This window comes from Mesorhizobium sp. LSHC412B00 (genome assembly GCF_000503035.1).
In the GTDB taxonomy this organism is placed as follows: domain Bacteria; phylum Pseudomonadota; class Alphaproteobacteria; order Rhizobiales; family Rhizobiaceae; genus Mesorhizobium.
Genome location: NZ_AYWB01000003.1, coordinates 53009 through 79747, shown reverse-complemented (window position 1 = coordinate 79747; position 26739 = coordinate 53009). Strand labels below are relative to the sequence as shown.

The 26739-nt window shown below is 63.7% G+C and carries 20 protein-coding genes; 10 read left to right on the top strand and 10 right to left on the bottom strand.

The window, feature by feature from the left end:
- Positions 1–24: 24 nt before the first annotated feature.
- The 9 genes from X757_RS157690 to X757_RS157730 form a co-directional block, all read right to left on the bottom strand.
- On the bottom strand, positions 25–780 hold the full coding sequence (locus X757_RS157690) for an FkbM family methyltransferase (protein ID WP_023670377.1): 756 nt from the start codon (positions 778–780) through the stop codon (positions 25–27).
- Positions 777–2012, bottom strand: coding sequence for a glycosyltransferase 87 family protein (locus X757_RS157695; RefSeq protein ID WP_023725592.1), 1236 nt, complete (start codon positions 2010–2012; stop codon positions 777–779). The genes X757_RS157690 and X757_RS157695 overlap by 4 nt, the downstream gene beginning before the upstream one ends.
- Positions 2013–2046: 34 nt before the next feature.
- Positions 2047–3477 (bottom strand): aspartate aminotransferase family protein, encoded by a 1431-nt coding sequence (locus X757_RS157700; protein WP_245261312.1) that lies wholly within the window; start codon positions 3475–3477, stop codon positions 2047–2049.
- A gap of 67 nt (positions 3478–3544) precedes the next feature.
- On the bottom strand, positions 3545–4552 hold the full coding sequence (locus X757_RS157705) for an NAD(P)-dependent oxidoreductase (protein WP_023670374.1): 1008 nt from the start codon (positions 4550–4552) through the stop codon (positions 3545–3547).
- Positions 4549–4998 carry an EamA family transporter gene (locus X757_RS157710; RefSeq protein ID WP_023670373.1) on the bottom strand — a complete coding sequence of 150 codons (450 nt, stop codon included), beginning with the start codon at positions 4996–4998 and terminating at the stop codon, positions 4549–4551. The genes X757_RS157705 and X757_RS157710 overlap by 4 nt, the downstream gene beginning before the upstream one ends.
- A gap of 124 nt (positions 4999–5122) precedes the next feature.
- Positions 5123–6475: an FAD-binding oxidoreductase gene (locus X757_RS157715; RefSeq protein WP_023681795.1), complete on the bottom strand. Its 1353-nt coding sequence runs from the start codon at positions 6473–6475 to the stop codon at positions 5123–5125.
- Between the two features lie 3 nt (positions 6476–6478).
- A complete protein-coding gene (locus tag X757_RS157720; protein WP_023681796.1) occupies positions 6479–7912 on the bottom strand; it encodes a UbiA family prenyltransferase in 1434 nt (477 codons plus the stop codon).
- Between the two features lie 206 nt (positions 7913–8118).
- Positions 8119–8382 carry a hypothetical protein gene (locus tag X757_RS157725; RefSeq protein WP_023670370.1) on the bottom strand — a complete coding sequence of 88 codons (264 nt, stop codon included), beginning with the start codon at positions 8380–8382 and terminating at the stop codon, positions 8119–8121.
- A gap of 145 nt (positions 8383–8527) precedes the next feature.
- On the bottom strand, positions 8528–11017 hold the full coding sequence (locus X757_RS157730; protein WP_023670369.1) for a mechanosensitive ion channel family protein: 2490 nt from the start codon (positions 11015–11017) through the stop codon (positions 8528–8530).
- 319 nt (positions 11018–11336) lie between these two features.
- On the opposite strand from X757_RS157730, the gene X757_RS157735 reads away from it, so the two are divergent.
- The 5 genes from X757_RS157735 to X757_RS157755 all read left to right on the top strand — a co-directional run bounded on the left by X757_RS157735 (position 11337) and on the right by X757_RS157755 (position 18097).
- The gene (locus tag X757_RS157735; RefSeq protein ID WP_023670368.1) at positions 11337–12596 is read left to right on the top strand and encodes a sarcosine oxidase subunit beta family protein; all 1260 of its coding nucleotides are present in this window, start codon (positions 11337–11339) and stop codon (positions 12594–12596) included.
- A gap of 11 nt (positions 12597–12607) precedes the next feature.
- Positions 12608–12901: a sarcosine oxidase subunit delta gene (locus X757_RS157740; RefSeq protein WP_023725590.1), complete on the top strand. Its 294-nt coding sequence runs from the start codon at positions 12608–12610 to the stop codon at positions 12899–12901.
- A complete protein-coding gene (locus X757_RS157745; protein WP_023725589.1) occupies positions 12898–15891 on the top strand; it encodes a sarcosine oxidase subunit alpha in 2994 nt (997 codons plus the stop codon). The genes X757_RS157740 and X757_RS157745 overlap by 4 nt, the downstream gene beginning before the upstream one ends.
- On the top strand, positions 15884–16501 hold the full coding sequence (soxG, locus tag X757_RS157750; protein WP_023725588.1) for a sarcosine oxidase subunit gamma family protein: 618 nt from the start codon (positions 15884–15886) through the stop codon (positions 16499–16501). Before X757_RS157745 ends, soxG begins: the two co-directional genes overlap by 8 nt.
- 153 nt (positions 16502–16654) lie before the next feature.
- Positions 16655–18097: an MFS transporter gene (locus X757_RS157755; RefSeq protein ID WP_023725587.1), complete on the top strand. Its 1443-nt coding sequence runs from the start codon at positions 16655–16657 to the stop codon at positions 18095–18097.
- A gap of 18 nt (positions 18098–18115) precedes the next feature.
- Here the strand turns inward: X757_RS157755 and X757_RS157760 are convergent, their stop codons facing one another.
- Positions 18116–18820, bottom strand: coding sequence for a nitroreductase (locus tag X757_RS157760; RefSeq protein WP_023725586.1), 705 nt, complete (start codon positions 18818–18820; stop codon positions 18116–18118).
- A gap of 282 nt (positions 18821–19102) precedes the next feature.
- On the opposite strand from X757_RS157760, the gene X757_RS157765 reads away from it, so the two are divergent.
- The 5 genes from X757_RS157765 (at position 19103) to X757_RS157785 (ending at position 26716) form a co-directional block, all read left to right on the top strand.
- Positions 19103–19645, top strand: coding sequence for a helix-turn-helix domain-containing protein (locus X757_RS157765; protein ID WP_023725585.1), 543 nt, complete (start codon positions 19103–19105; stop codon positions 19643–19645).
- A gap of 96 nt (positions 19646–19741) precedes the next feature.
- Positions 19742–22195, top strand: a complete 2454-nt coding sequence (locus X757_RS157770; RefSeq protein ID WP_023725584.1) for an FAD-dependent oxidoreductase — start codon at positions 19742–19744, stop codon at positions 22193–22195.
- Positions 22192–23091 (top strand): homocysteine S-methyltransferase family protein, encoded by a 900-nt coding sequence (locus tag X757_RS157775; RefSeq protein WP_023725583.1) that lies wholly within the window; start codon positions 22192–22194, stop codon positions 23089–23091. The genes X757_RS157770 and X757_RS157775 overlap by 4 nt, the downstream gene beginning before the upstream one ends.
- A complete protein-coding gene (locus X757_RS157780; protein ID WP_023670766.1) occupies positions 23091–24272 on the top strand; it encodes a pyridoxal phosphate-dependent aminotransferase in 1182 nt (393 codons plus the stop codon). Before X757_RS157775 ends, X757_RS157780 begins: the two co-directional genes overlap by 1 nt.
- Complete coding sequence (locus tag X757_RS157785; RefSeq protein ID WP_023685238.1) at positions 24269–26716, top strand: FAD-dependent oxidoreductase; 2448 nt, start codon at positions 24269–24271, stop codon at positions 26714–26716. The genes X757_RS157780 and X757_RS157785 overlap by 4 nt, the downstream gene beginning before the upstream one ends.
- The last annotated feature ends 23 nt before the right edge of the window (positions 26717–26739 follow it).

Genomic DNA, 26739 nt, shown 5'->3' with positions numbered 1-26739 from the left:
GCGTGCCGCCAGTGGCGATCTATCTCAGGCGAAGGCCCAGATGTCCTCGGCCTGGAAGCCGACCTGATAGCCTGATGTCTTCAGCTTGACCACGACCTGGCCGATTTCGGCGGCCGGCAGCGCGCCGACCTCGACCTTGATCATGCCCGGACGATAGCGCTTGAGATCGAGCTGTTCGAAGACGATCCAGTCGGCGCCCTCGCAATCGACCAGGAAGGCGTCGATATGCGTGATGCCGTTGCGGTCGAGCAGCGTCTGCAGCGTTTCCGACGGCACCTCGATATCCCTCACGTGCGGCGCGAACTTGTTGAAATTGGCGTCGTCCTCGCCCCAGGCATTCTTGCCCGACATCAGATTGGTGTCGGTGACCGACGAGCAGCCGATGAACTCGATCGGCAGCGTGCCGGCCTCGAGTGCCGCGGCATCGAAAGTGTGGACGGTGATCGTGCCCTTGGTCTTCGTCACCGCGACCGGTTCGATGACGAAGCGTTCCGTGTCGGGATAGTTGGCCCGCAACCGCTTCTGATTGTACGGGATCGGCTCGACCAGCACGGCCCGCGCCCGCGGAATGCGGTGCAGCCACGGCGTGACGTCGTCGAACAGCGCGCCGTCGCAAGCGCCGACATTGACCATCTGGAAGGCTTGCCCACCGCCAAACCGCGCCTTCAGCGCCGCCTTGGCCAGGAATTTCGTGCCACGCAACGCCGGCCCCCGATCGAGCAGGCCGGCGGGCAGGCCGAGCGAAAGGGCGATGCGCGCCAGGCCGGAAATGGAACTCATGGCTTATCTCCAGGTATGGCGTGCAAGGCGATGGGCCGCCTTCCATTCAGGCTTGCCGACGCCCACAGCGCCATGATCGGGCCGACGAGCAAAAGGTAGGGCGGCAGAAGGTTCGGGAAGTAGATGCGGGTGTCGTGGATCGGAAAGACGGTGAATTTCGCCAGCACGCCAAGCACCAGTGCTGCAAGCAGGATGCCGGCGCGGCGATCGAGCCGGAAGCCGGCGCGGCTGAGCGCAAGCCACCCGGCCAGCGCCAGAACCCAGACCCCGACCCAACTGTTGAGGCTGGTGGCGCGAATGAAGGATGCGGCGAACGCCTTGACATAGGCGCCAACCGAGAACGGTGGCTCGAAGCCATCCATATTGTAGTGCTGCTCGATGCTGGAGAACCACAGATGCGGCCACCAGCCGGGATGCTGCGCCCAATGCGAAATCGCGAAATAAGCGACGAAGGACGCGGCAAAGCCGGCCAGCGCGCCCCACGCCCGCTGCCGGAAGACCAGCAGCAGCACGGCGAAGATGGCCAGAAAAACAATATTGTCCGGCCGCGCCATGAAGGCCAGGAAAAGCAGGACAGCGGTCGCTGCCTCGCGGCCGCGCACATAGGCAAGCAGCCCGCCGAGGAACAGCGCCGAGCACAACAGATCCGGGGTCGAGGCGCGTGCCGCGTCGCCGAAATCGGCCATGATCAGCACCGCGCCGGCCACCGGCGCCAGCGCCAACGCGCCTTCGGTTCGCAGCCACAGCAGCGTGATCATCCCGAACAGCAGCACCGAGACCACCTGCAGCACCCGCATCGCCTCGACAGGCGACATCACCGAACTCATCGTCGAAAGAATCTCGGCGTAGAGGAACTTGATCCGGTACATGCCAAGCAGCGAGTGAAAGTCGGCGGCATTTTGCGCCATATGGCTGCGGAAACCGCCACCATCGTCGGTCAGCGTCTTGTAGTCGCCGGCCGACACGCCGGCCTGGACCGTGCTGTAGGCATAGTCATGCAATGCCTGCGCATCGGGATAAGCGCCCTCCTCGGCGATGGCGAGATAGGGCAGCATGTCCCAATTGGCGTCGGGCATCGTCAAGGCCATGAACGCCGTCAGCAGGATATAGAGCGAAAACGCGATCGCGCCGACCGGAGCCGCCCATCGCGCATAAGTCCCCTCGCCCCACGCGAGAGCGGCCGCAGTCAGCCGGTCGAGTGTGTTTTGCGGGGCGGGAGACTTGCTCAGCATTGTCGGACTCAGGACTTCGCTCAACGGACTTCTTTTAACGGACTTGGCTTTTGACGAAATCCTTGACGATTCCCACGATGCCGCGCGACAGCAGGCTGTCGAAAGCATCGACGAAACGGTCGACATGCTCGCGCTGGCAGATCAGCGGTGGCTCGAGACGGATGACGTTGCGGTTGTATTCGGTGAAGGCGACGAGCACGTCATAGTCGCGCAACAACAGCGCGCCGACGAAGCCCGACAGCGAGCCCTTCAGCTTGTCGTCGAGGACGCTGACGATCGGACGTAGCACCATCGGCAAGGTCTGCGAGAAGTCGTGGAACTCGAGCCCGATCATAAAGCCTTTGCCGCGCACGTCCTTGATGATCTTAGGGTACTTCTCCTTCAGCGCCTGCAGGCGCTGCAGCAGATAGTCGCCGGCAGTGGCGGCGTTGTCGATCAGCCCCTCATCATAGAGCACGTTGATGCCCTCGATCGCGGTGACGCAGGCCTCGCCCATGCCGCCAAAGGTGGCCATGGCATGGATCATCGCCGTCTTCGGCGTGCCATAGGCCTTCATATAGACCTCGCGCCGGGCGACCATCGCGCCGACCGCCGCCTTGCCTGCGCCGAGCGACTTGGCCAGCGCCGTCACATCGGGCACGACGCCATAATGTTCGAAGGCGTAGAAGCGGCCGGACCGGCCATAGCCGCACTGCACTTCATCAGCCACCCACAGCACCCCATAGTGGTCGCAGAGCGCGCGCAATTTCTGCCAGTATTGCGCCTCTGCCTGGATGATGCCGCCGCCGCCCTGGATGGTCTCGAGTACGATGACGCCGACCTCCGGGTCGGAGCGGAACAGCCGCTCGACCGCTTCGATATCGGCGAACGGAATGCGCACGGTGTTCTCAGCCATCTTGAAGTCCGCGCGGTAGAGCTGGCCGTCGGTGATGCCGAGCACGCCCTTGGTCTTGCCGTGGAAGGAATTCTCGGCATAGACGACCTTCGGCCGCTTCGGCCCGGCGGCGCGCTCGGCGAGCTTCACCGCCGCTTCCATCGCTTCCGAACCCGACGAGCCCAGAAATACCATGTCGAGATCGCCGGGCGAGCATTTGGCGATGTTGTGCGCCAGCGCCGATGCATATTGCGACATGAAGGCGATGGCGATTTCCTGGCGCTTCTCCTCCTGGAATTTGCGCCTGGCCTCCAGGATGCGCGGATGGTTGTGGCCGAAGGCCAGCGAACCGAAGCCGCCGAAGAAGTCGAGAATCTTGCGGCCGTTCTGGTCGATGTAGAACATGCCTTCGGCACGCTCGATCTTGATCTTGTGGAAGCCGAGCAGCTTCATGAAATGCAGCTGGCCCGGATTGAGATGCGCCTTGAACAGGTCGGTCATGCGCGCGACATCCATCGCCTTCGCCTGCTCGACGCTGATCAGGTCGGGCTTGGCGATGGCGGTAGGCGACAACGCCGGCGCGCCGACCATGGTGCGCGCGTTCGTCTGCTCAGGCTTGGCCATGACGGTCATTTCGGAGTTCTCCTGGTCGTCCCACTTATTCGGCGGGGACATGATTGGCGGTGACGGCAAGCCCGTCTTTCTTGGCGCGGTATTCGCTGTAGGCGGCGATCAGCATGTCCTCGTCGCGATATTGCGGCACCCAGCCGAGCTGGCGCTCGGCCTTGGATACGTCGAGCACGCACTCCTCATCGGCGATCAGATATTGTTCGGGATCCATGATCGGCATGTTCATGAGATCGAGCAGGTCGAGGGTGCGCTTGACCGCCCAGCCCGGCGTCGGGATCAGCAGCGATTTCGAGCCGGCATGCTTGATCAGGTCGCCCAGCAATTTCTTCACCGGCGGCGGATTGAGGGAGCCCAGATTATAAGCCTGGTTGGGCACGCCTGCCTTCCAGGCCGAGCGGGCAGCTTCCGCGCAATCGAACACCGAGATGAACTGATAGGGGTTCTTGCCCGAGCCGATCATCGGCACAGGAAAATTCCAGTCGATCAGTTTGAACAGCTTTTCCAGGATCCCGAGCCGGCCGGGACCGATGATCAGACGCGGGCGAAACAGCGAGATCGACATGCCGCGCTTGCGCCATTGCGCGGCGAGTTCCTCGGTCTTCTGCTTCGACCATCCATATTCGCCGAGCGGCGCGACCGGATGTTCCTCGGTCATCGGCTGGGTGACCGTATGGCCGTAGATCATGTCGGTGGTGTAGTGGACGAGCTTGGACGCGCCGGCCTTGTCCATCGCCTGCATGATGTGTTCGGTGCCATGGAAATTCACCGGAAAGAAGAAGTCGTGACGCTTGGCCCGCACCTGGATCGGCGACAGCATTTTGGCCGACAGGTTGTAGATCATGTCGTCGGCCTTCAATCCGATGTTGGCCACCGAGGCCGTATCCGTGACATCGCAGGTGACGAAGCGAACGTTGCGATAGTGCGTCAGGTCGCTCTTGACGATGTCGGCAACGACAACCTCTTCACCATCGGCCACAAGCTTCGGGGCAAGATGACGGCCGACGAAGCCGTCGCCGCCGAAAATAACATGTCTCATCGAACGATCTCGTTTGTCTGGATCTTGTCGGGGATGATGGAAGCGGTTTGGTCGTCATGCCCGCGCCCGCCCAAGTCTCGACCGCTTTGCGCGATCAGCACGGTGCCAACGCAGATGAAGGCGATGCCGGCAATGCGCCAGGCATTGAGGTCCTCGCGGAAGATGAAATAGGCGAAGATCGCAACCGCGACATAGGCAAGGCTGAGGAACGGATACGCAAAGCTGAGCTCGACCTTGGACAGCACGTAGAGATGCGAAGCCATCGAGATGACGAAGGTGCACAGGCCGAGAAACACCCATGGGCTGAAAACGACCTGCAACAGCCTCAACAGCGGATTGGTGCCTTCGAACGAAATGGGACCGAGCGACATCATGCCTTGCTTCAGCATCAGCTGCGCGGCGGCATTGGTCATGACCGTGAACAGAATGAAGACGATGTATTTCATATTTTGCACCCGCCACTCGCAACGGTCCTATTACTAACCTGCAAACATTTCGTGAAGTCACGACAATGCTTTGAGTAAACTACGGAACTTACGATCTATTCACCATGACTTATTCGGATTGTACCTATTCAGCTGCCTCGACACGCCTTGGCCGGACGTTGAGCATTTTCGCCGTCCGCAGCCAGAAACTGGACACGAAAGCCGGGTCGCGCAGCGCTTCAAGCCGCTGCCAATTCGGGAAGGAGGCCGCGAAAGTATCAGCGCCCATGCGCGCATCCTTGTACGGGTTGACCGCGCCGCCGGCCGCGACCGTGATGCGGTCGAGTTCGCTGAGCAGGGCCAGCGTCCTGTCGCCGCGATTGGGGAAATCCAGCGTCAACGTGAAGCCTGGCCGCGGAAAGGACAGCAGCCCCGGCGAGCGGATCGAGCCGAAGCGCTTCAACACGGTGAGGAAAGAGCCCTGCCCGGCCCGTCGCGCCGCATCGAGCAGCGCCGGCACGGTCTGACGCGCGACATTTTCCGGCACCAAGCTCTGGTGCTGGTAGAGACCTTTCGGGCCATACAGCCGATTCCAGTCGCCGACACCATCAAGCGGAAAGAAAAAGCCCTGGTAGCCGGTTTGGCTCGGCCCCGGCGAGCGCCCCTTCTTCCACCGATAGGCGGCGTTGAAGGCGGTGAGGAACGGCCGGTTGAGCACATTGAACGGCGGCTGGAACGGCACTGAAAAACGGGAGCCGGCGCGAGACGCCGCATGCGAGCCATACTCGGCATGATTGCCTGTCAACAACAGGCCGCGCCCGCGGCCATGGCCGCCGGCAAGCTGGTCGATCCAGGCGACGGCATATTCATTGGCCTGGTCGGCGGCCTCGGCCAGTTCGAAGAATTCGCCGAGATCGGCAAACCGCGTTACCTTCTCGGCGATGTCGAGCGAATGCACCCGCATCAGCCGGATCGAGGCCGACAGGATCAGGCCGGTCAGCCCCATGCCGCCGATCGTCGCCGCAAACAGCCTTGCATTGTCGGTTGCCGAGCAGGTGTAGGTCCGCCCGTCCGAGCGCAGCAGCGTGAACGACTCGACATGGCAGCCAAAGGTGCCGCGCCGGTGATGGTTCTTGCCATGGACGTCATTGGCGATCGCGCCGCCAAGGGTGACGAACTGGGTGCCTGGGACGACAGTCGGAAAGAAACCGTAAGGTGCAGTGTGCGCAATGATATCGGAGAGGAACACGCCGGCCTCCGCCTCGAGCAGGCCGGTCTCGGCATTGAAGGCGCCGATGCGGTTTAGCGGCCGCATGTCCACGACCGCACCTGGCCCGTTCTGGCAGGAATCACCGTAGGAGCGGCCATTGCCATAGGCGAGCAGAGCGTTCTTTGTCGCCTTGCCGCTTCGCATCAGCGCGATGGCATCGTCGGCCGCGATGGCTCGCTTTGCGGCCGGCGTGGCGAGGCCAAAACTCCGGTACCGTTCGCCGGCCATCCCCTACCAGCCTCCCGCGACCAGAAGGGCGGCGCCGATCACCACGACGATCTGGCTTCGCCAGTCGCGAATGATGAAGATGACCGGATCGTCATTCATCTCGTTGCGGCGCGCCAGGATCCAGACCCGCATGGTCAAATACAGCACGATCGGCGCCAGCGGCCAGACCAGCCAGGGATGCGGATAGAGTTCGCGTACCGCGACGCTGTCCATGTACAGCGCCAGCACCAGCGCCGAGGAGAAGGCCGACGCCATTCCTGCCTGGGCGACGATCTCCTGGTCTTCGATGCGGTAGCCGCGGCCGGCAATGCGCTCGCCCACCGGAATGGCTGTGGTGCGCAGTTCGACATAGCGCTTCACCAGCGCCAGCGACAGGAAGAAGAAAATCGAGAAGGCGAGCAGCCAGAACGAGACTTCGACCCCGGTCGCCGCAGCACCTGCCAGCACACGCACAGTGTATAGCCCCGCCAGCGTCAGTACGTCGGCCAGGAGCATGCGCTTGAACGACAGCGAATAGGCTGTGGTCACCACCAGATAGCCGGCGAGCACGCCCAGGAACTCGATCGGCAACAGAAGCCCGGCGGCAATGCCGATCGCCAGCAGCACCGCCATCGCGCCGAGACCGAACGGGATCGACAAAGCGCCGCTGGCGAAAGGTCGGTTGCGTTTGGTCGGATGCTTGCGGTCGAGCGCAAGGTCGAAGAAATCGTTGAGAATGTAGATGGCGGAAGCCACGGCGCTGAAGGAGACGAACGCCAGCAGGCATTGCCAGATCATGTTGATGTTGAAGTATTCATGCGACAGCACCATCGGCACCGCGATCAGCGAATTCTTCAGCCACTGATGCACGCGCAGCATCTTGACGAATGTCTTCAATGTCCTTTTCGGCGCCGGCATCCTTTCGGCGCTATGCGCGGCCTGCCAGCGCTTCGCATGGCGGTCGGGCGCCACGACGATGGCCTTGCGTGCGGCTCCGAAAACCTTGACGTCGTGCCGGCTGTTGCCGGCATAGTCGAAACCGCCGTCGCCATAGGCGGCGATGAGCGCGTCGCGCTTGCGGCCCGAGGTCATGTTGTGGGGACCGTCGGTCGCCAGCACATAGTCGAAGACGCCCAGATGCGCCGCGATCGCCTCGGCGAACTTGCGTGGCGTACCGGTCGCCAGCACGATCTTGCGTCCGTCGCTATGGTCGGCGAGCAGCCGCTGCAGCAGCGCTTCGCGATAGGGCAGCGAGGCCGGATCGATATCGATGCGGTCGGCGATGGCTTGTTTCAGCCGCGCCGGGCCGGCGGCCAGCCAGTACGGGACCAGGAAAACATAGAGCGGATTCTTCTTGAGCAGGATGAACAGGCCTTCCCAAAGAAGATCGGTCGCAATCAGCGTGCCGTCGAGGTCGACCGCAAGCGGGATTGCGTTCTTGTCCGACCGCGCATCCATGTCCGTTCTGCCCTATTCATAACCGGTTGCGCCGTGTTTCGGCGTCTTCGCACCGGTATAGCGGCGGAACGGCGTATTGAACGTTAAAACGCACGGTTGCAGCCGGTAGGCGCCACGATATTTCCCGCGTCATTGTTAAGCAATCGCTACCGCGAACAATAAAAGGCCGGGCATTGCCCGGCCTTTACTACATCTGCTTGCCGACTTTACTTGATGCGGGCAACGCCACCTGAGATTTCGACCGTTTCCGAGCCGGTCAGGGCCTCGAGGTCACCATTGGGCAAGGTGACGAAACAGCCGTTCGGGCAGAATTCCACGGTTTCGCCGGCGGCCAGCGCCAGCTCCGTCTTGCCGCCGCCTTCCGTCACGATCAGCGTACGGGTCTCAGCATCCTTGTTGACCGCGCTGGCGGCAAAGGCCGAGCCACTCGCTGCGGTAAGAGCGATGGCGACGACGAGCGACTTCCACATTTTGCAATATCGGTGTTTCCACACCGCCTCTGTTGCATTTCGCAAGGCATTCTCGCCTTTGCATGTGAGCTTATAGGAGATGCAAGCTGAACCGCAACTGAATGCCGCATTCATGCCGCAATTGGTTTGGGAGGAGCTTGGGGCCTTAGCTGGGATCGGGTTTGCGGGCCTTGCGACCAGTTTTGGCCAGCCGCTTCGCCTCGGCGGCGGCTCTGGCCTCCGCCTGCTCCTTCTCGGCGAACTCGACCTCGATCTTGTCGTCGTCGATCGGCCATGCGTCGGTCTGCTTGACCTTGACCTCGGCGCGCGGCGTCGAGGGGATTTCTATGTGCTCGGCGTCAAAAGCATCGAGAACGGCAAAGCGGATATCGTTCTGAACGATGGCGCCGTTCAGCACATCGGCCAGGAACACGCGGATCTCGAACTCGAGTGCTGCCGGCCCGAAATTGGTGAACAGGACGAAGGGTTCCGGGTTCTTCAGCACCAGCGCATGGCCGCGCGCAATCTCAAGCAGGACCGCGTGTACCCGCTTGACGTCGCTGCCATATGCGACCCCGACCTTGATCTCCACACGTCCGAGCTTGTTGCGGTGCGTCCAGTTGCCGACGGCGTTGTTGATGAGGTTCGAATTGGGCAGGATCACCGATTGCCGCTGGAAGGTCTCGATTTCGGTGGCGCGCACGCTGATCTTCTTGACCGTGCCTGATGTGTCGCCGGCGACGATCCAGTCGCCGACCTTGAACGGCCGCTCGGCGAGCAGGATCAGGCCGGACACGAAGTTGGACACGACATTCTGCAGGCCAAAGCCGATACCCAGCGAAAGTGCGCCGGCAACAAGCGCCAGGTTGGAGAGATCGATGCCCGCCGCCGAGATGCCGACGAGCCCAGCGAGCGCGACGCCGGCATAGCCGACCGCCAGCCGGATCGAGTTGCGCACGCCGGTATCGACCTTGCCGCGCGCCATTACCGAGCCGTCGAGCCAGCCCTGGAACCAGCGGGTCAGGAAATAGCCGATGATGAAAACGACGATGCCGGTGAGGATGCCGGTGACCGAAATCGTCACCGAACCGACGGTGACGCCTGTCGCCAATTTATAGCCCCAGGCCTGGATATCGCCGGGCTGGAAGCCCCACATCAACAGGATCAGCGGCAGGAACACCAGCACGATCATCAGGTTGATGGCGACGCTGACGACGAGGCCGAGTTGGTCGAGCGCGGTGTCCTCATAGCTGGAATTGGTCTTCAGCCAGCGCCCGATGGACGTGCCGGCGAAACCACCCTCCTCGCCGATCTCGCGCGCCGACAGGAAGCCGATATAGGCGGTGAGCAGGATGGTGCCGGTGACCACGACCTGCAACGAGACGAAGATGGCAAGACCGATATAGCCGAACAGTGCCGCCGCAATCGTGAACAGGCCGAGCGCGACACAGGTGTAGCGCAGCCAGGCCGGCCAGGGGCGCCAGCGCCCGTCGGCGTCCTTGTAAGGCTTCAGCAGCGCCATAAGGATCAGGATGACGCCCACGATGACGGTGGCGACAAAACTCCTGGCCACCGTCAGCGACAGGGGCGAGCCCATCTTGTCGTTGACGATCGACAGGAAATTGTTGATGCCGATGACGACTGCCATGGCCGTCGTCAGCCGCACCAGCCAACGCGCCGGGCCGGTCTCGACCTGGATCAGGCGCCAGTTCGGCATGCTGGGCGACAGAGCCGCATTGGTCAGGCGGTTGACACAGAACACTATGGCGATGACGGCTGCCAGCGCGTTGAGGAAAACGCCTATGTCGCCGCGCAGCACATTGTAGTAGTTGTACAGGAACACCGTCGAGGCGAGGAAGGCGCTGACCGCCAGCGTCGGCAGCAAAGTCGACCAGAACGCCACCGACAGGCGACTGAGATATGTCGGATCTTCAACCGACGCGTCGGGCTCGAAGATGCGCCCAAACAGGCGGCGCCCACCGACCAGAAGCACCACCGCCAAAGCAAGCGCCATGAGGGTCGCCGCGAGCATCGCCTGGAACTTGAACTTGAAGGCAAAGCTCAGCCACGATGACACCGCCCTGTAGAAGTTGGCGTATTCGTCCCTTGCGTCGGAAAACACCTGGGGGCTCAGTGCATCGGACAGCACATAGCGCTTGGTTAGGCCGCTGCGAAACAGCTCGCTGCGCATATTACCGATCTTCTCGATCAGCGAATTGATGCGAATCGACAGGTTCTGCGCCCCGGCGATGACGGCGTTGATCTCCGCCTTTTCCGACGCCAGCGCCTGGCGCTCGCCGGTCACGATGTCCGGTTCAGGGGGCTGTCCGGCAGCCGGCGGGGCGCCAAGCTGCTCGAGCCTCGAATTGATCTCTCCCAGCCGCGAACGAAACGCCAGCGCGCTGTTCAGCGCAGCGCGCGACAGCTCTTCCAACTGCAGGCGGATCTCGACAAGGGTGGTGTCGTCGACGCCGTCCTCCTGGACCTTCTTCTCCAGAGCGTCGGTTTTCGTCGTCAAACCCTGCAGGATTTTCTGCTGGTCGGCGACCAGCCCGGCAGGCGCCTGGCCAAGCCCCTGCGCCATCGCGCCGAACGAATGCGGCGCCAAGGCAACGAGCGCGAGGACCAAGATCAGGCGAAAGAAGCGAAAAGACATAATGGTGGCGACTCAAAGGGCGGCAAAGGCCGCTTCTAAAGCGGTCCTTGATAGAGACGCTCATCCCGTGGGGCAAGTCGTGGCGAAGTCATGACAGTTGGGCGCCTTGCGGGAGTCGGCCAGTCGAAAAGCCATGGCGCAATCTTGGCTTTGCGCACGCCGCCTGCTCTATAGTCTGCCGCATCGCACCCGAGCCGGATGGCTTCAGGTCTGTTGGACATGAAATCATCCGGCTCTAAAAATCAAAGATATAGAGCATGATGTCGTCCGAAAACCGCTTCACACTTTTCGGCATCATGCTCTAGGGATGACATGAAGAATGGCGGAATATTCAGCCCTTTCGCTTCTCACGAACGCGCTCAAGGGAAACAAGGACTGGAAGCCGGCCTGGCGCAAGCCCGACCCCAAGGCTTCCTATGACGTCATCATCATCGGTGGCGGCGGCCACGGCCTGTCGACGGCCTACTATCTGGCCAAGGAGCACGGCATCACCAATGTCGCGGTGCTGGAAAAGGGCTGGCTGGGTTCCGGCAATGTCGGCCGCAACACCACGGCGGTGCGCTCCAACTACCTTTTGCCGTCCAACACCCGCTTCTACGAACATTCGATGAAGATGTGGGAGAACCTGTCGCACGACCTCAACTACAACGTCATGTTCTCGCAGCGCGGCTGCCTGAATCTGGCTCACACGCCGGGCCAGTTCGACGACTTGGCAAGGCGCGGCAACGCCATGCGCCATCTCGGCGTCGATGCGGAGCTGATGAGCACCGCCGAGATCGCGCGCCTGGTCCCGGCGCTGGACATGTCGGCCTCGGCGCGCTTTCCCATCGTCGGCGGCCTGATGCAGCCGCGCGCCGGCACCGCCCGGCACGATGCGGTTGCCTGGGGCTATGCGCGCGGCGCCGACCGCCGCGGCGTCGACATCGTCGAGAATTGCGAGGTCACCGGCTTCCTGCGCGACGGCGACCGCATCACCGGCGTGCAAACGACGCGCGGAGAGATCCGCGGCAAGAAGGTCGCCGTGGCGGTGGCCGGCAGCACCGGACGGGTGATGCAGCTTGCCGGCATCGACAGGATGCCGATCGAGAGCCATGTACTGCAGGCCTTCGTCACCGAATCGCTGAAACCTTTCGTCGACACGGTGCTGACCTTCGGCATGGGTCATTTCTACATGTCGCAGTCCGACAAGGGCGGCCTCGTCTACGGCGGTGACATCGACGGCTACAACAGCTACGCCCAGCGCGGTAATCTGCCCATCGTCGACGAGGTCATGAGCGAGATGCTGGCGCTGTTTCCCGGCCTTGCGCGTGTACGCATGCTGCGCTCCTGGGGCGGCGTCTGCGACATGTCGATGGACGGTTCGCCGATCATCACCACCGGCCCGCTGCCCGGCATGTATCTCAACTGCGGCTGGTGCTATGGGGGCTTCAAGGCCACGCCGGCCTCGGGCTGGTGCTTCGCATACACCATCGCCAAGGACGAACCGCACGCGTTCAACGCGCCGTTCACGCTCGACCGTTTTTATCGCGGCCTGGTGATTGACGACAAGGGCCAGGGCGCAACGCCCCGGCTGCATTAGGGTTCAAACAAATGCTTATCACTTGTCCCTATTGCGGCCCGCGCGACGTCATCGAGTTCACCTATCAGGGCGACGGCAACCGCGAGCGCCCGCAGCCCGCCTCGCAGGACCTCGACGCCTGGAACGCCTATGTCTACGATCGGCTGAACCCGGCCGGCGACCACAATGAGATCTGGCAGCATTCGGGCGGCTGCCGCACCCATCTGAGGATGGTGCGCAACACGGTCACGCATGAGATTTCCAGCACCGGTTTCGCCCGCGACCACAATGCCGCCGCCCGGCACAAGGCCGGAGACAAGTCGTGAGCCCGCGCCGCACCGAGACCGGCGGCCGCGTCGACCGCATGCGCACCATCCGCTTCACCTTCGACGGCACGCCCTACACCGGCCATGGCGGCGACACGCTGGCCTCGGCGCTGCTTGCCAACGGCGTCACGCTTTTCGGCCGCTCGTTCAAATACCACCGCCCGCGCGGCCTGCTCTCGGCCGGCGTCGAGGAACCGAACGCGCTGGTGACGGTGCTGCGCGGCGAAGTGCGCGAGCCCAACATCGCCGCAACCATGGTCGAGATCTATGACGGGCTGGTGACCGTCAGCCAGAACCGCTTTCCCTCGCTCGCCTGGGACGTCAACGCCATCAACCAGCTCGGCGGCAAGCTCCTGGCCGCCGGCTTCTACTACAAGACCTTCATGGGTCCGGTCTTCGGCCCGCTGAAGGGCACCAGATTCTGGATGTTCTGCGAGCATTTCATCCGCCGCGCCGCCGGCCTGGGCCGCGCCGGTATTGCCGCCGACACCTCGCGCTACGAGCGCATGAACGCGTTTTGCGACGTGCTGGTGGTCGGCTCCGGCCCGGCCGGCCTGTCAGCCGCCAAGGCCGCTGCCGACCAGGGCGCTCGCGTCATCCTGGCCGAGCTCGAACCGCGTTTCGGCGGCTCGGCCAACTGGTCCGGCGAGGCCATCGACGGCACGCCGGCCGCCGACTGGGCGGCGCGCGCCGTCAGCCAGCTCGAAGGCCATGACACGGTCCGCCTGCTGCCGCGCACCACGGTGTGGGGCTATTATGACGGCAACACGCTAGCCGCGCTCGAGCGCGTCACCGCCCATAAGGAGACGCCCGGCAAGGGCGAGCCTCGCCATCGCTATTGGGCGATCCGCGCCAAAACGGTGGTGCTGGCCACCGGCTCTTTCGAGCGGCCGCTTGTATTCCCCGGCAATGACCGGCCGGGCGTCATGCTGGCGCATGCCGCCGAGCGCTATGTTAGTGATTATGGCGTGCTGCCCGGCGACAGGGTCGCGCTGTTCACCAACAATGACAGCGCCTATCGCTCGGCGCTGGCGCTGAGGAAGGCGGGCGCGGCTATTGTCGCCATCATCGACGTGCGCCCCGAGCTTTCGGCCGAGATGCGCAGCCTCGCCACCGAGGCCGAAGCCGAAATCCTCTCCGGCCATGCCGTGGTCGCCACCGAGGGCGGCAAGGCGCTCTCCGGCCTGAAGGTGCAGCGCTTCGACATGAACTCGGGCGCGCTCAGCGGTGACGCCCGCAGCATCCACGCCGATAGCCTGCTGATGTCGGGCGGCTGGTCGCCGACCATCCATCTCGCCAGCCAGGCCGGTGCCAGAGCCGAATGGAACCCTGCCCGCCAGGCCTTCCTGCCGCCGAAACCGACGCGGCAATGGATTGGCGCCGGCGCTTTCAACGGCAGCTTTTCGACCGTCGAAGCCATCACTGAGGGCCGTGCAGCCGGCCTGTCCGCCGCGGGCGGAGCGGCTGCGCCGGCAGCTTTGCCGGATGTCGAAGCAGCCCCGGGAAACCCCGATCCGGCGCCGGTGTTCGAGATCAAAGCCAAGGGAAAAAGCTTCGTCGACTTCCAGCATGACGTGACTGCCGAAGACGTGCGGCTGGCGCATCGCGAAGGTTTTGTCTCCGTCGAGCATCTGAAGCGCTACACCACGCTCGGCATGGCGACCGACCAGGGCAAGAACTCCAACGTTCCGGGCCTCGCCATCATGGCCGAGGCGTTGGGCAAACCGATCCCCGAAGTCGGAACGACGCGCTTCCGCCCGCCCTATTCCGCGGTGTCGATCGGCTCGCTTGCCGCCGAACGCTTCGGCGATCTGAAACCCGAGCGCCTGACGCCCATGCATGACTGGCACCTCGCCAATGGCGCAACGATGTATTCCGCTGGCCTCTGGTATCGACCAATGATCTACGGCCTTGCCGGCGAGACGGTCGAGCAGGCTTATGTCCGTGAAGCCAGGGCGACGCGCGAAAGCGCCGGCATCGTCGACGTCTCGACGCTGGGCAAGATCGCCGTTCAGGGGCCGGATGCGGGCGAATTCCTCGACCGCGTCTACACCAACATGTTTTCCACCCTCCCCGTCGGCAAGGCCCGCTACGGCCTGATGCTGCGCGAGGACGGGCTGGCCTTCGACGACGGCACCACCTGGCGGCTTGGCGAACAGGATTTCCTGATGACGACCACCACGGCCAACGCCGGCAAGGTGATGCAGCATCTGGAATATTTCCTCGACGTCATCTGGCCGGAACTCAAAGTGCATGTCACCTCGGTAACCGACGAATGGGCGGGCGCGGCCATCGGCGGGCCGAAGGCGCGGGCCATCCTCGCCGCCTGTGTCACCGGCACCGCCGTCGACAACACGGCCCTGCCCTTCATGGGCATCGTGCGCGGCGAGATATCAGGCGTGCCGGTGATGATTTGCCGGCTGTCCTTCTCCGGAGAAATGGCCTTCGAGGTCTATTGCGGCGCCGGCTACGGCACCCATGTCTGGCAAGCCCTTGTCGAAGCCGGCAAGCCGTTCGGCCTGGTCACCTACGGGCTGGAGGCGTTGGGCACGATGCGCATCGAAAAGGGCCATGTCACCGGCGCGGAGATCGACGGGCGCACTACGGCGCGCGACCTGCATCTCGACTGGATGCTGTCGAAGAAGAAGCCGTTCATCGGCTCGGCGATGATGGACCGCGAAGGCCTGATCGCGCCCGAGCGGCTGCAGCTGGTCGGCCTAGTCTCGCTCGACAACCGGCCGTTCAATGGCGGCGCCCACCTCGTCGAGGAACTGGACGAAGCCAATCCGCACGATTCCATCGGCCACATCACCGCCTGCTGCTATTCGCCGGCGCTGGGCAAGCACATCGCGCTGGCTTTGGTCGAGGGCGGCAAGGCGCGCCATGGCACCCGGGCATTCGTCTCCGATCCGCTGCGCAAGCGGTTCGGGCCGGTCGAGATCGTCTCCAACTATTTCTACGACCCGGACGGGAGCCGCATGCATGGCTGAGCGCCAATCACCCGAACGCCAATCACCCGAGCGCCTCTCGCCGCTCGAGCCGGTGTCCCATCCGGGTTCGCACGGCAACTTCGAGCATGGCGTCGATGTCATTCTGACCGAAATCAGGCCAGGCTCGATTCTGCAGCTGGCCGCATGGCCGGGCGCGGAAAAGCAGCTGATCGAAGCGATCCGCAAGGTCACCGGCCTCGATTTGCCCGATGGCGCCGGCGGCGGCGTTGCCAAGGACGGCAAGGCCGTGTTCGGTTTCGCGCCTGGAAAATTCACAGTCGTCGACGAGGCCGAGGGCCTGGCGGCGAGTTTTGCCGGGGACGTAACCCCGGCAATCGGCACGATCACCGACCTGTCGCATGGCCGCACCGCTATCCGCATCGCCGGCCCTAAGGCCGAATGGGTGCTGGCGAAATTCTTCGCCATCGACTTCGCCCTGCCCGCCTTCCCCACAGGCTCCGGCCGTTCGACCACCCATCACGACGTCTTTGCGCAGATCCAGCGCACCGGCGCCGACCAGTTCGACATCTATGTCTTCCGCTCCTTCGCCCGCTCGTTCTGGAAGGCGCTCTGCCATGCCAGCGAGGAGGTCGGCTACGAGGTTCAGTAGGGCCAAAAGCCGTTCTGGCCTCAAGGCCAGCCGGTTCTGCCGCTAGAGAATGCTCCAATGGAAGCCCATGGTGGGGAACGTGGCCCAACCGGCCCAGGGGATTAAAAAGATCCCGTCTCAGAGTCGGCATCGTCGTTTGGTTCGAACATCCCCATGACCGCAGAACTATCCGCCGGCGCCACAGATTGCGCCGATGTGTCGGCCAGAGCCTTGCTCCTGCTGCCGCTCACGGTCGCCTGCGGCGTGTTCATGACCAGCCTCGACCAGAATGTCGTGGTCACCGCCCTGCCCGGCATCAGCGACAGCCTCGGCCGGCCGCCGAGCCAGCTCGGCCTGTTGATCACCGTCTATGTCGCCAGCCTGATCATCTCGATGCCGCTCGGCGGCTGGGCCGCCGACCGCTTCGGCCTGCGCAATGTCTACTGCTTCGCCTTGCTGGTGTTCGCCGCGTCATCGGCGCTGTGCGGCCTGTCCAACGACATCTGGACGCTGGTCGGCGCCCGCGCGCTGCAAGGCTTCGGCGGCGCCTTGATGGGGACGCTCGGCCATGTCGTCATCCTGTCGACCTTCCCGCGCAGCCGCACGCTGAAGATCAACATGTATATTTCGCTGGCCGGCCAGTCCGGACCGCTGGTCGGCCCGCTGGTCGGCGGCGCCCTGACGACTTATATCTCCTGGCGCTGGATCTTCTTCTTCAACGTGCCGTTCGCGCTGGCGGCGGCCGTTCTTGCCGCCTCGCTGTTTCCGACTGTTACCAAACCGGTGCGCACGCCGTTCGATTTCCCGGGCTTCCTGCTGGTCGGCAGCGGCATGGTCCTGCTGGTCTTCGGCATGGATTCGCTTGCGGCGAAAGACGCCGCCGGCAGCATGATCGCGGCCGAGCTGACGCTGGCGATCGTCATCCTGACGCTTGCCTCCTTCCACTGCCTGCGCGCCTGCAACCCTTTGCTTGACCTGAAACTCCTGCGCATCCGCACCTTTCGCATCTCCTTCCTCACAGGCGGCGGACTGGACACGATCGGCCTCAGCTCGGTCGTCTTCCTGCTGCCGCTGATGTTCCAGCTCGGCTTTGGCATGAGCGCGGTGCAGGCGGGATCGCTGACTTTCGTTGCCGCAATCGGCTCGCTGATCATGCGTGTGTTCATGCCGCGCCTGCTCAACCGCTTCGGCTTTCGCCGTGTGCTGGTTGTCAACACGCCGATCGTTGCCGCCATGGTTGCGGGCTTCGCCTTGATAGAGGCAACAACGCCCGTCTGGATCGTGCTTGCCTATATCTCCGCCTTCGGTGTCCTGCGCTCGGCGCAATGGGCTTCGACCGGCAATCTCGCCTATTCCGACATCGCGCCCGACCAGCTCGCCCGCTTCAGCGCGCTCTACTACATACTGTGGCAGTTGGGGGTGGCGATCAGCGTCGGCCTGGCGGCGGCGCTGTTGTCGTTCCTGGCTGGCGGCAGGCCGGCGGTGACCAACGATTTCCGCATCCTGTTCGTGGTCGAGGGCGTCATCACTTTGTGCGCGCTGATCGCCTATCTCAGACTGACACCGCAGGACGGCGCCCATGTCAGCGGCCATGGCGCGCAGATGAACGTGGAATAAGGCCCCGGTAGCCGAGGCCTAGCCGCTGAACGTCACCCACTCTTCCAGCGGCACGCGGTCGGTGCGGAAGTCGTTTTCGGGTTTCGACGTATCCTCGAGGCCGAGCGCCATGCCGCAGACGACGATCTCCTCGTCGGGGATGTTGAGCACCGGCCGGATCTGCCGGTGATAGGGCGCGAAGGCGGCCTGCGGGCAGGTGTGCAGGCCCCTGCCTCGCGCCGCCACCATGATGTTCTGCAGGAACATTCCGTAGTCGATCCACGAGCCCTGGTTCAGCCGCCGGTCGATGGTGAAGATCATGCCGACCGGCGCGTCGAAGAAGACGAAGTTGCGGTCGTGCTGGGCGCGCATCTTGTCGACCTCGCGGCGGCCGATGCCGAGTGCCCCATAGAGCCCGAAACCGTTGGCGCGGCGGCGGGTGAGATACGGCTCGAAGAACTGAGTGGGGTAATAGCGATACTCGTCCCAATCGGCCTTTTCGGCGCGGATACCGGAATTCAGGATGGCATTGGTGATCTGCTGCTTGACCTCTCCCTTGACGACATAGACCCGCCAGGGCTGCATATTGGTGCCCGAAGGCGCGCGCGCGGCGACGCCAAGAATGGCTCGGATCGTCTCGTCATCGACCATGTCGGGCAGGAAGGCGCGCACTGAACGGCGCGAGATGATCGCCTCGTCGACAACAGCCGCGTTATGCGCTGCCAGGCCGTTTTTTTCCAGCATGGGCCGTCCCTTTGCGCACACTTCGAAAGCCGAACCGGCTATCGGAAAAGACCTTGCGCAGATTTCAATCCTTGGTCGCCGACCCGCATTCCCACACCCGCCGCTCGTGCCAGAGCCTTTGCATGAACCGCCAAAATCGCGCAAGCAAATCTTGTGTGTCCATGAAAATTCGCTTGATTTTTTCACGGACATGAGCTCTCATGAAATTCATTTCCAGTTTTTCATCAAGTGAGCGTTTTGGCCCCAGCTATCCCCAAAACATTGCAGGGACCTGACGAGCGCCTGCTGGCGAGTGACATCCGTGCGCTGCGCAAGGCGCGCGGGCTGACGCTGGCTGAGATCGCGCTGAAGCTTGGTCGCTCCGTCGGCTGGGTCAGCCAGGTCGAGCGCGGCCTGTCTATCCCTTCGCTTGGCGACCTCAGGGCCTTCGCAGACCTGTTCGGCGTGCCACTCAGCCTGTTCTTCAGCCACGACGTGCCGATCGAAAAGGAGCGCGGCGTTGTAGTGCGCGCCGGCAGCCGGCGCACGCTTGGCACAAGCGAATCCGGCCTGGTGGAGGAGCTTCTGTCGCCCGATCTCGGCGGTAGTTTCGAGATGGTGCGTTCGATCTTCGCGCCGGGCGCCGAGATGAAGAGCGAGCAGCTGCGGCCAACCGAGGAAGCCGGCTACATCGCCTCTGGCATTTTCGAGATCGAGATAGCCGGCGTCTGGCACCGGCTCGGCGAAGGCGATTCGTTCCGCTTCGAGCGCAAGCCATACCGCTGGCGCAATCCCGGCAGCGAGCCGGCCGTAATCATCTGGGTGGTTTCGCCGCCTGTTTATTGAATGCATGTCGCCCAAAAGTGTGCAGCGGTTTTGGGACAACGACATGCATCAAGCAAAAAATAGAAGCGCAGCGCGCTTCAGGTTTGGGAGAAGAATATGGCCGGTTTGCCGACCACGGCACGCGTGGTGATCATCGGAGGCGGTGTCGTCGGCACCTCCTCGCTCTACCACCTTTGCAAGGCGGGCTGGACCGATTGCGTGCTGCTTGAAAAGAACGAGCTGACATCGGGCTCGACCTGGCATGCCGCCGGCAATGTGCCGACCTTCTCGTCGTCCTGGTCGCTGATGAACATGCAGCGCTATTCGACCGAGCTCTATCGCGGCTTGGCTGATGCCGTCGACTATCCCATGAACTACCACGTTACCGGCTCGCTCCGCCTCGCCCACACGAAGGAGCGCATGCAGGAGTTCCAGCGCGCCAAGGGCATGGGCCGCTACCAGGGCATGGACATCGACATCGTCGGCCCCGACGAGATCAAGCGCCGCTATCCCTTCATCGAGACGCATGAATTGAAAGGCGCGCTCTACGATCCGAACGACGGCGACATCGACCCCGCGCAGCTGACGCAGGCACTGGCCAAGGGTGCGCGCGACATGGGCGCCAGAATCGTCCGCTTCTGTCCGGTGTCAGGTGTGCGCCGCGAGAACGACGAATGGGTTGTCGAGACGCCGCAAGGCGAGATCCGTTGCGAGATCGTCGTCAACGCCGCCGGCTACCGAGCCGCGGAAGTCGGCAAAATGTTCGGCCGCGACGTCCCGATGATGGTGATGAGCCATCAGTACATCTTGTTCGAGGAAATCCCCGAACTGGTGGCGTGGTCGAAGGAGCAGGGCAAGAAGCTGCCGCTGCTGCGCGACGTCGACACCTCCTACTATCTGCGCCAGGAAAAGAACGGCATGAATCTCGGCCCCTATGAGCGCAATTGCCGCGCGCATTGGGCAACCCACCACGACCCGATGCCGGAGGATTTTTCCTTCCAGCTCTTCCCCGACGATCTCGACCGTCTCGAGCACTACCTTGCCGATGCCGTAGCCCGCGTGCCGATCCTGGGCACTGCCGGCCTGTCCAAGGTGATCAACGGGCCGATCCCCTACGCGCCGGACGGCAATCCGCTGATCGGTCCGATGCCCGGCGTTCCCAATGCGTTCGAGGCCTGTGTCTTCACCTTCGGCATCGCCCAGGGCGGCGGTGCCGGCAAGGTGCTGGCCGAATGGGTGACGCAAGGCCAGACCGAATGGGACATGTGGTCCTGCGACCCGCGCCGCTTCACCTCATTTGCGGCCGCCCCCGACTATAGCGTCGCCAAGGGTATGGAGATCTACGGCAACGAATACGCCATCCAGTTTCCGCGCCATGCCTGGCCGGCCGGGCGCGACCGCAAGCTGTCGCCGATCCACGATCGCATCAAGGCACTCGGCGCCCAGTTCGACGCCTATAATGGCTGGGAGCGTGCCACCTGGTATGCGCAACCCGGTGACGACACGTCGGAAGAAGCAACACTCACCTTCCGCCGCGACGGGCCGTGGCAGCACCGCGTGCGCGAAGAATGCCTGGCGGTGCGCGACGCCGCCGGCATTCTGGACCTGCCCGGCTTCTCGCGCTTCAACCTCGAAGGTCCTGGCGCAGCCGAATGGCTGGCGCTGCAGGTCACCGGCCTGGTGCCCAAGCCCGGCCGAATCGGCCTCGCCTATTTCGCCGACGACAAAGGCCGCATCGTCACCGAGATGTCGGTGGTGCGCCATGGCGAAGAGCAGATGACTCTGATCACCGCGGCGGTAGCGCAGTGGCACGATTTCGAATGGCTGAAGTCGCGCCTGCCGAAGGACGCAACTTTCACCCTCACCGACAGGACCGAAGACTATTCGACGCAAATCCTCGCCGGCCCCAGTTCGCGCAAGATCCTGGCCGAGGTCTGTGGCGCGGATCTCTCGCTGCCCTGGCTGACGCATCAGGAAACCACCATCGCCGGCCGCTGGGCGAAGCTGGTGCGGGTATCCTTCGCCGGCGAACTCGGCTGGGAAATCCACACCAAGGTGGGAGACACCGCCGCCATCTTCGACGCCGTCTGGACGGCGGGACAAAAACACGGTCTGAAACCGTTCGGCATGTACGCGCTGGATTCGCTGCGCCTCGAAAAGGGCTACCGGACCTGGAAGGGCGACCTGTCGACCGACTATACGGTCCTGCAGGGCGGGCTCGAGCGCTTCGTCAAATGGGACAAGCCCGACTTCCGCGGCAAGGCAGCCCTGCAGAACGAAAAACAGCAAGGCGTGAAGAAGCGCTTCGTCACGCTGGTGGTCGAAAACCCCGGCGATTGCGACGCGCCGTCCGTGTCGACGCTCTGGCATGACGGCAAGATCGTCGGCGAGACGACGTCCGGCGGCTGGGGGCATCGCATCGACAAATCGATCGCGCTCGGCATGCTGCGCGCCGACCTGGCTGAACCCGATACCGCGATCGAGATTGAAATCTTCGGTGATCGTTTCACGGCAGTCGTGCAGAAAGACGAGCCGCTGTGGGATCCGAAAAACGAAAGACTGAGAGCATGAAGAAAGTCATTCTCACCGATGGCGGCATGGGCCAGGAACTGGTCCGCCGCAGCAGCTCCGAGCCGACGCCGCTCTGGTCGGCCAGGGTGCTGATCGACGAGCCGGATCTGGTGCGTGACCTGCATGCCGAATTCATCCGGGCCGGCGCTCGCGTCATCACCATCAACACCTATTCGGCAACGCCGGAGCGGCTCGCGCGGGAAGGAGCAGAAGACCTCTTCAAGCCCTTGCAGAAGCGCGGCATCGAATTGGCAAGACAGGCACGCGACGAGGCAGGCGATGCAGCGATCGCCGGCTGCCTGTCACCGCTGTTCGGCAGCTATGCGCCGGCGCTGACCATATCGTTCCAGGAGACGCTGGACATCTATCGCCGCATCGTCGCCGAGCAGGCCGATGGCGTCGACCTGTTCCTGTGCGAGACCATGGCCTCAGCCGAGGAAGGCCGTGCGGCCGTTACCGCTGCGTCGGAAAGCGGCAAACCTGTCTGGGTGTCTTGGACGCTCGCCGATCACGGCGCGCCGCGCCTGCGCAGCGGCGAAACAATAGCGGCAGCGGCGGGCGCCCTCGACGGCCTGACGGTTGCAGCGCGCCTGGTGAATTGCTGCCGGCCAGAAGCTATCGCCGCGGCACTGCCCGAATTGATTGCTCTCGGCGGCCCGGTCGGCGCCTATGCCAATGGCTTCACCTCTGTCGAAGCGCTCAAGCATGGCGGAACGGTCGAAGTGCTGCACGCACGCCACGACCTTGATCCGGATGCCTATGCCGACCAGGCGCTCGGCTGGGTCGCCGCTGGCGCCACCATCGTCGGCGGCTGCTGCGAAGTCGGCCCTGCCCACATCGCCGCCTTGCGCGACTGGCTCGAACAGGCCGGCCACGAAATCTCGGGAGTATCCTGATGCCCAGACCGTCATCGCGCATTTCCGGCATCGTGCCTTCGGGCAAGGATGGCTGGGAGGTCCACACCGAGGCATGGGCCCGCAAGGAGGCGGGCCAGGACATCATCATGCTGTCGGTCGGCGACCATGATTTCGATACGCCGAGCCAGACCATCGAAGCCTGCGTGACGGCGGTTCGCGGCAGCAACCACCACTACACCCCGCTTCCCGGCGTTCCGCGCCTGCGCAGGGCGATGGCGGCGGCCTCGACCGCCTGCACCGGGGTCGAGACGAGCCCCGACCAGGTGATCGCCACGCCGGGCGGTCAGGCCGCCCTTTACGCGGCGGTGCAGGCCGTTCTCGACCAGGGCGACCACGCTATCGTGGTGGCGCCCTACTACGCGACTTATCCCAACACCTTCAGCGCCGCCGGCGCCAGCTTCACCGTCGTCGAGACGCCGGCCGGAGACGGTTTCCAGCCGCACGCCGAGATGATCCGCGCGGCGCTCAAGCCCAACACGCGCGCCATTTTGATCAACACGCCGAACAACCCGACCGGCGCCGTCTATTCGCGTGAGCGTCTGGAAGAGCTGGCCGAGATCTGCCGCGAGCACGATCTCTGGCTGCTGTCGGACGAGGTCTACTGGACGCTCGGCGGCGGCGAGCACATCTCGCCGCGCGGCCTGCCCGGCATGGCGGAGCGCACGCTGGTCATCAATTCGATGTCCAAGAGCCATGGCATGACCGGCTGGCGCATGGGCTGGCTGACCGGCCCAGCGCAGATGATCACGCTGTTGACCAATCTCAATCTGGTGACGACCTACGGCCTGCCGGCCTTCATCTCGATCGCCTGCGCCGAGGCGCTGGAGAACCGCTTTGGCGTCAGGGAGATCGCCGAACGCTATGCGGCGCGCCGCACCGTCCTGCTCGACGCCGTGCGCGGCATGAACAATATCAGCGTGCACGGCTCCGAGGGCGGCATGTATGTCATGCTCGACATCTCCGCAGTCGAGCCCGACGACGAGAAATTCGCCTGGGCCTTTCTCGACCAGGAGAGTGTCGGCGTCATGCCGGGTTCCAGCTTCGGCAAGGCCGCTGCCGGCCACATCCGCATCAGCCTCTGCCAACCGGAGCCGGTGCTTCAGGAAGCCGCAAAACGCCTGCGCCGCTTCGCATCCGGCTATCGCCGCGAGGCCGCATGACCAGAAGCATTCCCACCAAGGCCCGCGCGGTTATTATCGGCGGCGGTGTCTCCGGCTGTTCGGTCGCCTACCACCTGGCCAAGCTCGGCTGGACCGACATCGTGCTGCTCGAACGCAAGCAGCTGACCTCGGGTACGACCTGGCACGCCGCCGGCCTGATCGGCCAGCTGCGCGGCTCGCAGAACATGACGCGGCTGGCCAAATATTCGGCCGACCTCTACGTCAAGCTGGAAGCCGAAACGGAAGTCGGCACCGGCATGCGCCAGGTCGGCTCGATCACCGTGGCGCTGACTGAGGAGCGCAAGCACGAGATTTATCGGCAGGCCTCGCTCGCCCGCGCCTTCGATGTCGATGTGCGCGAGATTTCGCCTGGTGAAGTCAAGGAGATGTACCCGCATCTCAACGTGTCCGATGTGGTCGGCGCCGTGCATCTGCCGCTCGACGGCCAGTGCGATCCGGCCAACATCGCCATGGCGCTGGCCAAGGGCGCCCGCCAGCGTGGCGCCGCCATCGTCGAGAATGTGAAGGTCACCAAGGTCCATACCAAGGCCGGTCGCGTCACCGGTGTGTCGTGGGCGCAAGGCGACGACCAGGGCACGATCGAGGCCGACATCGTCGTCAACTGCGCCGGCATGTGGGCGCGCGAGCTCGGCGCCCAGAACGGCGTCACCATCCCGCTGCATGCCTGCGAACATTTTTATCTCGTCACCGAGCCGATCCCCGGGCTCGGTCGTCTACCGGTGCTGCGCGTTCCCGATGAATGCGCCTACTACAAGGAAGACGCCGGCAAGATGATGCTCGGCGCCTTCGAGCCGGTGGCCAAGCCCTGGGGCATGGACGGCATAAGCGAGGATTTCTGCTTCGACCAGTTGCCGGAGGACATGGAGCATTTCGAGCCGATCCTCGAAATGGGCGTCAATCGCATGCCGATGCTGGCAACCGCCGGCATTCACACCTTCTTCAACGGCCCCGAAAGCTTTACCCCCGACGACCGCTACTATCTCGGCGAAGCGCCGGAGCTGTCGGGCTACTGGATGGCGACCGGCTACAATTCCATCGGCATCGTCTCGTCCGGCGGCGCCGGCATGGCGCTGGCGCAGTGGATCAATGACGGCGAAGCGCCCTTCGACCTCTGGGAAGTCGACATCCGCCGCGCCCAGCCATTCCAGAAGAACCGTAGGTATCTCAAGGAGCGGGTCTCCGAGACGCTCGGCCTGCTCTATGCCGACCATTTCCCCTACCGGCAGATGGCAACGTCCAGGAATGTCAGGCGATCGCCCCTGCATGAACACCTGAGGGCGCGCGGCGCGGTCTTCGGCGAAGTCGCCGGCTGGGAGCGCGCCAACTGGTTCGCCCGCGAAGGGCAAGAGCGCGAATACCGCTATTCCTGGAAGCGGCAGAACTGGTTCGACAACCAGCGCGAGGAACACCTGGCGGTCCGCAACAAGGTCGGCCTGTTCGACATGACCTCGTTCGGCAAGATCCGTGTCGAGGGCCGCGATGCCTGCGCGTTCCTGCAAAGGCTCTGCGCCAACGACATGGACGTGGCGCCGGGCAAGATCGTCTACACTCAGATGCTCAACCAGCGCGGCGGCATCGAGAGCGATCTTACCGTGTCGCGGCTGTCGGACACGGCCTATTTCCTCGTCGTACCGGGCGCGACGTTGCAACGCGATCTCGCCTGGCTGCGGCGGCATGTCGGCGAGGAATTCGTTGTCATCACCGATGTGACGGCGGCAGAAAGCGTGCTCTGCCTGATGGGTCCGGATGCGCGAAAGCTGATCCAGAAAGTCAGCCCCAACGATTTCTCCAACGACAACAATCCATTCGGCACCTTCCAGGAGATCGAGATCGGCATGGGCCTCGCCCGCGCCCACCGCGTCACCTATGTCGGCGAACTCGGCTGGGAGCTTTATGTCTCTACCGACCAGGCTGCCCATGTTTTCGAGGCGATCGATGAGGCGGGGGCGGATGTCGGCCTGAAACTTTGCGGCCTGCATACGCTCGATTCCTGTCGCATCGAAAAGGCGTTTCGGCATTTCGGCCACGACATCACCGACGAGGACAATGTGCTGGAGGCCGGCCTCGGCTTTGCGGTCAAAACCGCCAAGGGCGAGTTCATCGGCCGCGATGCGGTGCTGAAGAAAAAAGAAGCCGGCCTGTCGCGCCGGCTGGTGCAGTTCCGGCTGAAGGACCCGCAGCCTCTGCTCTTCCACAACGAGGCGATCCTGCGCGACGGCAAGATCGTCGGCCCGATCACATCGGGGAATTACGGCCACCATCTCGGCGGCGCGATCGGACTGGGCTATGTGCCCTGCCAGGGCGAGAGCGAGGCGGATGTGCTGGCCTCGTCCTACGAGATAGAGATCGCCGGCGAGCGTTTTGCGGCGGAAGCATCGCTGAAGCCGATGTACGATCCCAAGGCGGAACGGACGAGGATGTAGCACCTTTTTACCCTCCCCCTTGT

Coding starts and splice junctions, on each gene's coding strand:
- X757_RS157695 (WP_023725592.1), bottom strand. CDS start 2,012: ATGCTGAGCAAGTCTCCCGCCCCGCAAAACACACTCGACCGGCTGACT.
- X757_RS157755 (WP_023725587.1), top strand. CDS start 16,655: ATGACCGCAGAACTATCCGCCGGCGCCACAGATTGCGCCGATGTGTCG.
- X757_RS157775 (WP_023725583.1), top strand. CDS start 22,192: ATGAAGAAAGTCATTCTCACCGATGGCGGCATGGGCCAGGAACTGGTC.
- X757_RS157690 (WP_023670377.1), bottom strand. CDS start 780: ATGAGTTCCATTTCCGGCCTGGCGCGCATCGCCCTTTCGCTCGGCCTG.
- X757_RS157785 (WP_023685238.1), top strand. CDS start 24,269: ATGACCAGAAGCATTCCCACCAAGGCCCGCGCGGTTATTATCGGCGGC.
- X757_RS157760 (WP_023725586.1), bottom strand. CDS start 18,820: ATGCTGGAAAAAAACGGCCTGGCAGCGCATAACGCGGCTGTTGTCGAC.
- X757_RS157730 (WP_023670369.1), bottom strand. CDS start 11,017: ATGTCTTTTCGCTTCTTTCGCCTGATCTTGGTCCTCGCGCTCGTTGCC.
- X757_RS157740 (WP_023725590.1), top strand. CDS start 12,608: ATGCTTATCACTTGTCCCTATTGCGGCCCGCGCGACGTCATCGAGTTC.
- X757_RS157720 (WP_023681796.1), bottom strand. CDS start 7,912: ATGGATGCGCGGTCGGACAAGAACGCAATCCCGCTTGCGGTCGACCTC.
- X757_RS157705 (WP_023670374.1), bottom strand. CDS start 4,552: ATGAGACATGTTATTTTCGGCGGCGACGGCTTCGTCGGCCGTCATCTT.
- X757_RS157725 (WP_023670370.1), bottom strand. CDS start 8,382: ATGTGGAAGTCGCTCGTCGTCGCCATCGCTCTTACCGCAGCGAGTGGC.
- X757_RS157780 (WP_023670766.1), top strand. CDS start 23,091: ATGCCCAGACCGTCATCGCGCATTTCCGGCATCGTGCCTTCGGGCAAG.
- X757_RS157700 (WP_245261312.1), bottom strand. CDS start 3,477: ATGGTCGGCGCGCCGGCGTTGTCGCCTACCGCCATCGCCAAGCCCGAC.
- X757_RS157735 (WP_023670368.1), top strand. CDS start 11,337: ATGGCGGAATATTCAGCCCTTTCGCTTCTCACGAACGCGCTCAAGGGA.
- X757_RS157715 (WP_023681795.1), bottom strand. CDS start 6,475: ATGGCCGGCGAACGGTACCGGAGTTTTGGCCTCGCCACGCCGGCCGCA.
- soxG (WP_023725588.1), top strand. CDS start 15,884: ATGGCTGAGCGCCAATCACCCGAACGCCAATCACCCGAGCGCCTCTCG.
- X757_RS157770 (WP_023725584.1), top strand. CDS start 19,742: ATGGCCGGTTTGCCGACCACGGCACGCGTGGTGATCATCGGAGGCGGT.
- X757_RS157710 (WP_023670373.1), bottom strand. CDS start 4,998: ATGAAATACATCGTCTTCATTCTGTTCACGGTCATGACCAATGCCGCC.